The sequence below is a fragment of the Nostoc sp. CHAB 5836 genome, from assembly GCF_020829445.1.
Classification (GTDB): Bacteria; Cyanobacteriota; Cyanobacteriia; order Cyanobacteriales; family Nostocaceae; genus Nostoc.
Genome location: NZ_JAIVFV010000239.1, coordinates 1 through 8,382 on the forward strand (window position 1 = coordinate 1; position 8,382 = coordinate 8,382).

At 43.1% G+C, this 8,382-nt stretch carries 7 protein-coding genes, 1 tRNA gene and 1 pseudogene; 5 read left to right on the forward strand and 4 right to left on the reverse strand.

The features are described from left to right. Positions 1 to 470: 470 nt before the first annotated feature. Together LC605_RS29225 and LC605_RS29230 are read right to left on the reverse strand one after the other, a co-directional pair. On the reverse strand, positions 471 to 1,898 hold the full coding sequence (locus LC605_RS29225) for a 1-acyl-sn-glycerol-3-phosphate acyltransferase (protein ID WP_229550944.1): 1,428 nt from the start codon (positions 1,896 to 1,898) through the stop codon (positions 471 to 473). 151 nt (positions 1,899 to 2,049) lie between these two features. Continuing rightward, positions 2,050 to 2,122 (reverse strand) — tRNA-Ala (locus LC605_RS29230). 71 nt (positions 2,123 to 2,193) lie between these two features. On the opposite strand from LC605_RS29230, the gene LC605_RS29235 reads away from it, so the two are divergent. Further along, a complete protein-coding gene (locus tag LC605_RS29235; RefSeq protein ID WP_229550945.1) occupies positions 2,194 to 3,129 on the forward strand; it encodes a rhodanese-related sulfurtransferase in 936 nt (311 codons plus the stop codon). Between the two features lie 285 nt (positions 3,130 to 3,414). Here LC605_RS29235 and LC605_RS29240 read toward each other — a convergent pair whose 3' ends face one another. After that, the gene (locus LC605_RS29240; protein ID WP_229550949.1) at positions 3,415 to 4,947 is read right to left on the reverse strand and encodes a SagB/ThcOx family dehydrogenase; all 1,533 of its coding nucleotides are present in this window, start codon (positions 4,945 to 4,947) and stop codon (positions 3,415 to 3,417) included. Positions 4,948 to 5,043: 96 nt separating this feature from the next. Between LC605_RS29240 and LC605_RS29245 the strand changes: the two genes are divergently transcribed. Genes LC605_RS29245 through LC605_RS29260 form a run of 4 tightly spaced genes read left to right on the forward strand, consistent with a single transcriptional unit; the run spans position 5,044 to position 7,943 of the window. Continuing rightward, on the forward strand, positions 5,044 to 5,184 hold the full coding sequence (locus LC605_RS29245; RefSeq protein WP_229550946.1) for a hypothetical protein: 141 nt from the start codon (positions 5,044 to 5,046) through the stop codon (positions 5,182 to 5,184). Between the two features lie 16 nt (positions 5,185 to 5,200). After that, positions 5,201 to 6,037 (forward strand): alpha/beta fold hydrolase, encoded by an 837-nt coding sequence (locus LC605_RS29250; protein ID WP_229550950.1) that lies wholly within the window; start codon positions 5,201 to 5,203, stop codon positions 6,035 to 6,037. A gap of 8 nt (positions 6,038 to 6,045) precedes the next feature. Continuing rightward, the gene (locus LC605_RS29255; protein WP_229550947.1) at positions 6,046 to 6,222 is read left to right on the forward strand and encodes a hypothetical protein; all 177 of its coding nucleotides are present in this window, start codon (positions 6,046 to 6,048) and stop codon (positions 6,220 to 6,222) included. Beyond that, positions 6,219 to 7,943, forward strand: coding sequence for a serine/threonine-protein kinase (locus tag LC605_RS29260; protein ID WP_229550948.1), 1,725 nt, complete (start codon positions 6,219 to 6,221; stop codon positions 7,941 to 7,943). Before LC605_RS29255 ends, LC605_RS29260 begins: the two co-directional genes overlap by 4 nt. A 205-nt stretch (positions 7,944 to 8,148) precedes the next feature. Here the strand turns inward: LC605_RS29260 and LC605_RS29265 are convergent. Further along, positions 8,149 to 8,367 (reverse strand): annotated as a pseudogene (locus LC605_RS29265) (ABC-2 family transporter protein); the annotation flags it as partial. Between the last annotated feature and the right edge of the window lie 15 nt (positions 8,368 to 8,382).

Here is an 8,382-nt window from a genome sequence, read left to right on the forward strand (position 1 = left end):
CCTAGCTTTTTGGCAAAAACTTTTTCCATGTCACTGATTATCGGTGAAATCGAAAAAGTAGAACTACCGTAGCACAGAGGTTTCAGCGTCAAGTTGAGCGTTGGCAAAAAATGGATAAAGTCGAGCTCAGGACTTACGCAAAATAATGAAAAAACGAACCGCAAACGCGAGTGCGTCTCCCCCTGGGAGAAGGACGCAAACGCGAGTGCGTCTCGTAAGAGAAGGACACAAAGGAATAAGAGTTTCAGAGAGTTATTGCGTAAGTCCTAAGTAAGTCGGCAAGAATAAACCAAACTATATTACGAAACGTAAATACACCTTAAACCTTTATAAATGACGAAGGACAAATGACAAATGACAGCCTTAGCCAGTTAGCTTTATTTGCGTCGCTCTACTTAGCTAGGCGGGTTAGGTTTGGGAGGCTTAGATGTTACCAAAAATACTTTTCAAACAACCTCTAAGAATTTTTGTTATCCAATCATCTTCTCCAAAGCGATTTGCAAATCTTTTGTCAAATCGCTCACAGCCCGTCTCGCCGCCTGGCGATCGCCCTGACAATTTCTAGAGCGTTCCGTAACTGAAATTGGCTCCCCCACGGTGATTTGTACCTGTCGCAAACCTAACTGAGGTCGCCTTGGAAGTGTTGTATCCTGAATTCTAGAAAGCATATCGAATACAAGTAAAGCTGTTTCTGCAAACCGTTCCGCCGTCGGTTGTTCCTGAATATAACTAGCGGTAACTGCAACAAAACTTTCCACCATCCGCATATGCCGCATTCGCAAGTCCGCTTCCTCAGCAATCCAGTCTGCCAAGCCGCGTTTAAAGGGTGGTAGACCATTGATATCTGGCAAATCTTCCCGATAAATGTAATTCCAGCCAGCCTCTTCCAAGCGGCGACAGCGATCAATAAAATTACCTTGCGCTTCAACTCCAAAATATTGCTCAGTAACTTGTAAAGCGTTATCCAGTAAGCGATGAAGTCGAGCAATCAACACCTGATTAGAACTAGCAGATTCATCAGGTGAGATGGTTTTTGGGATGTCTTGATGATAGAAGCGACGATAAAACTCTTCCATCTCCGTAATGAGATATTCAGCCAACCTACAGAGGCGTTGATAGTAAATCTCTTCGCGTCGGGGTAGCCCGCCGCAAGCATCGCCCGAATCAATTTCCTTAACTGCCAAGCCAGTATCAGCTTCCAACTTACTCAGCAGCCAATCCAGTTTAGACCAAGGTGGCTCAACGTAGCGATACTGAATGGCGATCGGCACAATAATTACAGTTTCAGTCCGGTTGGCTTTTTGTAAGTCTTCTACACACCAGAACCCCATTTGAGCAACACCAGGTTCTAAAGGGCTAACAATACCACTATGACCATTAGTACCGCCTTCCGGTGCCACTGCGATCGGTAGTTCGCCATTAGCAAACAACTTCCGTGCAGTTTTAATAGCTTGCCCATCTAGTCGCCTACCCCGACGAACTGGTACGCCCCCAACCCGTGAAAACAACCAACCCAGCCACTTTCCAGCCCAAACGGTCATACCCCGGTCATAAAGAAAATAGCTATGAACAAGGGATTGTAGTGTAATACCTTCTTGACGAGCAACCTGTGGCACAATGCGGGAAAGCAAATACAGCATACAAAGGGGATCTTCCACCTCTGGGTGGCGAAATGCCAACAAAAAGCGAATTTTTCCAGCCTGGAATTGTTGATAAAGTTCAGCTAATACCTCAACATTGTTGGCTTCAATTTTGACAATACCAGCCGTTAGCCAAGGGCGAGTGCGAAACCGTAGTGCGATCGGCAGTAACCACCGAACAATCTGGAGTACCAGCGGGTTCAACCGTTGAGGAATAAATTTTAGTGGTGCTTGAGTAGACTGAATCGATCTAGGCAAGTCGCTCTCCAGAGTGTATTTCTTGTGATTGTACAAGGTGGGGTCTTGCTCTAAACTATTAATCTGGTCAAGTAAAGTATCCTACAAGCCCCTAGCTTCTAGCTATGGGGTTGACACTCAACTAGAGAACCCTGAGATCAATTATATTCAATGGAGGTTAGCGGACTCGAACCGCTGACATCCTGCTTGCAAAGCAGGCGCTCTACCAACTGAGCTAAACCCCCATAAAATTAAAATACTAGGTAACGTTGATTGCCCTAGTTATTTTAACTTATATTCTTCCATTACTAAAGGGATGAAGCCAGAAAATATCCAAGTTGTCGCAGCAATGTATAAATTTGTCAAACTGCCAGATTTTGCCGAGAAACGAGATCCTCTGCTGTCTTATTGCCAAGCCCAAGGTGTCAAGGGGACAATTTTGTTGGCACAAGAAGGCATTAACGGTACAATTGCGGGTTCGCGTCAGGCGATCGCCTCTGTTCTCTGCTTTCTGCGTTCTGACCCCCGTTTAGCAGACCTAGAATACAAAGAGTCCCATACCGAAACCCCACCTTTTGAGCGGATGAAGGTACGGTTAAAGCAAGAAATTGTTACTTTGGGGTTGCCTGAAATTGATCCAAATGAGCAAGTTGGCACTTATGTCAATCCCCAGGAATGGAATGATTTAATTTCTGACCCAGAAGTAACCGTAATTGACACTCGCAATGATTATGAAGTGAATATCGGTACTTTCCAAGGGGCAGAAAATCCCCAGACTAACTCATTCCGGGAATTCCCCGATTATGTGCGTCACCACCTCGACCCAACTAAACACAAAAAGGTTGCTCTGTTTTGTACGGGCGGCATTCGCTGTGAAAAAGCCTCATCCTTCATGCTTGCGCAAGGCTTTGCAGAAGTCTATCATCTCAAGGGCGGCATTCTCAAGTATTTGCAGGAAGTTCCAGCAGAAGAAAGTTTATGGGAAGGGGAATGTTTTGTCTTTGATGAGCGGGTAGCTGTCATTCAGGGGTTGGAGGAAGGAAGTTATGAGTTGTGCTTCTGTTGTGGGCGTCCCATTTCCGAACAAGATAAAGTGTCTCCAAAGTATGAGCAAGGTATCTCCTGTGCCGATTGTTTTGATAGCCTCACTGATGATAAAAGAGCGCGTCAACAGCAAAAATGGCGTCACTACCAAACCCAAATTGTTAACAAAAGTTGGGATCTGAGTTCAAGAATAATAGACATCTGGTGAAATTAAATATGCGTTACCCAGAACCCTTGTAGAGACGTAGCAGTGCTACGTCTCTACATTCTCAGGACTTACGCAAAATAATGAAAAAACGAACCGCATTCGCGCAGCGTCTCCCCCTGGGAGAAGGACGCAAAGGACACAAAGGAATAAGAGTTTCAGAGAGTTATTGCGTAAGTCTTAATTCTTTTTCACCAGATGTCTAGTGACAAAATCTCCCCTCCCCGTGAACGGGGAGGGGATTAAGGGGGAGTCAGTGCGGTATTCTCAGCGTCTCTGGAATTATTTTCATCTTGGGCGTCCCAATGTAGTGATATATAGAGCAGCTTCATCAGCAGGGATACCCAAAACTTCATTTACTTGGTCATCAAAGAAGCCACCGATACCACTGACGCCTACATTCAGGTGCATTGCGGCTAAATTCAGGCGTTGTCCCAAATGACCAGCATCCATATGTAAATAACGGTAAACGCGATCGCCATACTGGGCGATCGCAGCTTTCAAATCAGCTGTATGAAACAACACTGCGGCTGCATCCCGCCCTAATTCTTGCCCTAAACAGAGAAAATGTAACTCTCGCCGAAAGTTTTTAAAGCGAATTTGGCGTAATTCTTGGGCTTTAGGCGCGTAATAATAACAACCCGCGTCTAATCCTTTGACTCCGCAAACAGCAATGAACGTTTCTATTAAATTGAGATCAAAGTAGTCTGGAGAAATATCTAAACTTTGGTCGATGTAATTTTGCGGTTGGTAAGTGAAATCGAGTAAGCTTTTCAATTCATCAAAGCTTAAATCATCACCATTATAGGCGCGGGTAGAACGTCGCTTGTACATAGTGATTTCCAATTCTGACAGTTTTTGTCCCCAGTCTATAGGTGTGGTGTTGGTGGGAATTTTTAAACAGAAAGGAAAATTGTATTTATCCTCCAAAGATTTTTCTTGTTTAATAACTGGTAGATTAAGATTGCCAGTAACACCCGATTGAATCTGAGTATGTCGATGGAAATATGTTAGTAGTTCGCCATCGGGGATTTGGGGATAACTAGTTTCGGTAGCGGAAGGTAAAGCAGTACATCCCAATGGCAAATTTTGATTGACATCTAACAAGTCTGCCAGAGGTAAGACAGCGATCGCACCTTCTTGTTGCGGATCGACATAAAGCAGATCGTTAACCGATTCATCCACAAAGCCGCCGATTAAATGGGAGCGATAATCAGTAACCGCACCAGCTAACTCGATATTACCCAACAGGTGTCCCGTATCCAGAAAAATCCGCCGATAAGCCCGATCTTCATAGCGCCACGCAGAACGATAGAATACCGCAGTGATAATAATTGCCAATTGGGTATTTTCTAAAGAAGGATGCCAGAAACAAGCCTCTTGGAGAGTTTGCCAAACATCACTTTCCCAATAATGCATGAGAGAATGAGTTCGACACTGGTAGTTATATAGACCAGGTGGCAACAACGACATACCACGGGAAACCACATACATCTCAGCAGGGTATAATCCGCCTGCACTGGGAGCAGCCCGTAAATATACTGCACTACCCATAGAAGGCATTTTCGCTGTTAATCCATAGCTGCGAAACAACAGCCGCGAGAGTCTTTGCCACCATTGAGCATCTGGGTTATTCGCAAATGCCTCTGCTTTTTCTTGGATATAGGGTTTGAGATCAAAAGTAGAGCCAATTTTGTACTCTTTAAAGGGCACCGGCTGTTTAGTCCAGTCTAACTGCTGACTTTTAGAGGCGAGAGTCTCAGGGTTGTATTTAGTCCGTTCGTGATAATGCTGGGCAATTGATTGGTGTAATTCTGGCATATTACTTTTAATATCCTTGGGGCATCCTTTTGTTGATCTTGGCATTCATTAGCGTCATTATTTCGTGTCAATTGGTACAATCCTCAGAGTCATAAAGTGGTAATTGGTAACAATTGGAATAGAGCATGGGGCATAAGTTATTCTCCCTCATCCCCCTCATCTCCCTCATCTCCCTCATCTCCCTCATCCCCCTCATCCCCCTCATCCGCAGTAACATATAAACGCAAAACTATCTAGACCTGGATGTGCAATGATGCCTGTACGTCAAACTTTATCAAAGCCTGATATCCAACTTTCTTATTTAGAGTGGAACCAAGGTAAAGAACCTTTACTACTGTTACATGGCTTAGGCGACCATGCTCTGGCGTGGTCTAGCTTAGGAGATTACTTGGCGACAGACTATCACATAGTTGCGCCAGATATGCGTGGACATGGACAAAGTAGTAAGCCAGAGATAGATTATAGCTTTGACAGTGCGATCGCAGACCTTGAAGCACTCATGGATCATCTGGGATGGACTTTTGCCCAGATTGTAAGCCACTCGTGGACAGGAAAATTAGCCGCTATCTGGGCAAGACAAAACCCAAAGCGTTTACGGAGTATCATTCTTGTCGATCCGATTTTCATCTGGAAAATGCCTAGTCTTTTCAGGGTAACTTTTCCGATGTTGTATCGCTTGTTGCCTTTTCTTAAAAGCATGGGCCCCTTTGCCAGTTATGAAGAAGCCGAAGAACAAGCACGGCAATTAAAGCAATATCAAGGATGGAGTTCCTTACAGCAGCAAGTCTTTCAAACAGGAATAGAACAAAAACCCGATGGTACTTGGGGCAGCAAATTTACCATAGCCGCCCGCGACGGGATTTTCGAGGCAGTAATGCAAGTGCCCGGTTTTACCATTCCTCTCGACACCCCTACCCTATTCATCCAGCCCAAACAAGGACTGAACCGTCAAGATTGGCAAATCCAACCCTACAAAACCTATCTTAAAAACTTACGTATCTGCCAAGTTCCCGGCAATCATTGGCCGTTTTTGACACAACCAGAAGCATTTAACCAAACAGTGGCAGCCTTCTTGGCAGAACACAGATAGAAAATCTCATGATTATTGGACGGGATTATCATACGCCAACAGAAGAATTAATAGGAGCAATGTCTAGCCCAATTGGGCATCCCTTATTCCCCCATCCTCCCATCCCCCCATCTCCCCCATCCCCCTCATCTCCCCCATCTCCCTCATCCCCCCCATCCCCCCATCCCCCCATCCCCCACTCATGAGCCTTTGTATCAATCCCGTTTGCGCTAAACCAAATCACCCGAATAATCATCAAAACCGCTTTTGTCAAAGTTGTGGTTCCCATCTAGAATTGCTAGGGCGTTATCGGGTGACGTGCCTATTGAGTGAAAAAACAGGTTTTAGTAAAGTTTATGAGGCATACGAACAAGATACCCCCAAAATCCTCAAGATACTTAAAGAGGATTTATCAGGCGATGCTAAAGCAGTAGAACTATTTCAGCAAGAAGTAACCCTTTTGGCACAATTCAAACATCCCGGTATTCCCAAAGAAGATAGTTACTTCCAGTATCAAACCCGAAATGGTTTAGTGTTGCATTGCATTGCAATGGAAAAAATCGATGGCTACAACTTAGAACAGTGGTTAAAGCAGCAGCAAAATAGTCCCATATCCCAAGAACAAGCCATAGACTGGTTAAAACAGTTGATAGGAATTTTGGATGTAGTCCATAACAAACAGTACCTACATCGAGATATTAAGCCATCTAACATCATGATTAGATCCCCCATTGAGAAGGGTTGGGGGAATCTAGTACTGATTGATTTTGGCACCGCCAGTGAAATTACTAAAACCTACCAAGATAAACTCAGCAACACCGACAAGATGACAGCACTTATGTCATCTGGGTACAGCGCCTCAGAACAAATGAATGGTCAAGCAGTACCGCAATCAGATTTCTTTGCCTTGGGACGCACCTTTGTATTTTTGCTGACAGGATACCATCCTTTAGATATGTATGATGTCCAGCACAATTTATTGCACTGGCAAAATCATGCAATCCATATTTCACCCTTGCTGTTGAATTTAATTGATTGGCTAACAGCATCTGATATCGAAAAACGTCCTGTCAATGCCCACGAAATTTTACATTACCTAGAAGAAATTGAAAATGAGCTAACAAAAACTACTCTGAAAAATCCTAACATACCAGAATCACCTCAACTGGAAAATTTACCTGTAGCAATTAATAATAACTTATCATCTACACATAAACAGCCAGAAAAAGTGCCGCTATTGGCATTTTTTGCAGCGCTATTGCTAGTGTTAGGATTGCTTAGTACAGTGGCTTTATCAACGCGGAAATCAGATTTTTCTGTGAATCAAAATTCCCGACAATATCCCCAAAAAAAAGGTAAAATTGATTATTTTTCTGATCAAGAAGGTAGAGATAGTCAAGGAAGGATTGCTGAGTTTAATCTAGCAGTTTTATCATTAGAATATAAATGGCTTTTAGGCAGTAGCTTTCAAATTAAATATAATGACGAAATTATTAGTGTTGACCTTTTAAAATTGAACTTAGAACAAGAAGGTATAGACAAGATAATGGAAGCTCACAGTGAAATTATCTCTGTAGGAACAGCTTCTTGTAAAGGCAATACAGCAGTTCAAGAGCGTGTGGCTTTAGAACGTTCTAAACAAATACAACTTTTAGCAAAAAAAATATTTATTAATACCCCAAGCGTGAAAAGTTATCGCTTATTGAATTTGGGACAATTTCAACGAAGTAATTGTCAGATAACTCAGGATTTAACTACATATCAGAGAAGTCTTATAATCATTGGTGTAAAAAAACAATCAACAGGCGTGATTATTGATGAGGCGCTACGAGATCGTTTAGAAAACAAGCCTTTTGCTGATTTTAAACTAGAAGATTACTCTTTGGGATCAGCAGATAAGTTTAAGACGATACCGAGTAATTTATAAAATCTCTAGTACATTAAGTAGGTCGGCGCAATTAAAGTTAACTGGCTAAATACAATATTTCATAAATTCGTAGCCAATTCTCTGCGAACCTTTGCGCTTCCCTTTGCGCCCCTTTGCGTTTAAAATTCAACCCTCAATTCACCACGAATTAATGCAAAGCTGTACTTAGTGCATAAGCATAGCCCATCGTAGACATCTAAATTGTTCATGCTCCCATCCCAGAATACCGCTTCAAACCCGCACGCCAAAGAACACGATTCACACCTAAAAATACTAATATCCAACCTAGCATTGACCCAAATCCACGCCATATATCCACCTGTAACCCGATCAAAAGACTCGCAGGAAAATCAATCAAATAGGGGAAAGGTGTAAACATGACTATTTTCTGCACAGCTTCTGGAAAGACTTCTAAAGGTGCTATGCTTATGCACTAAGT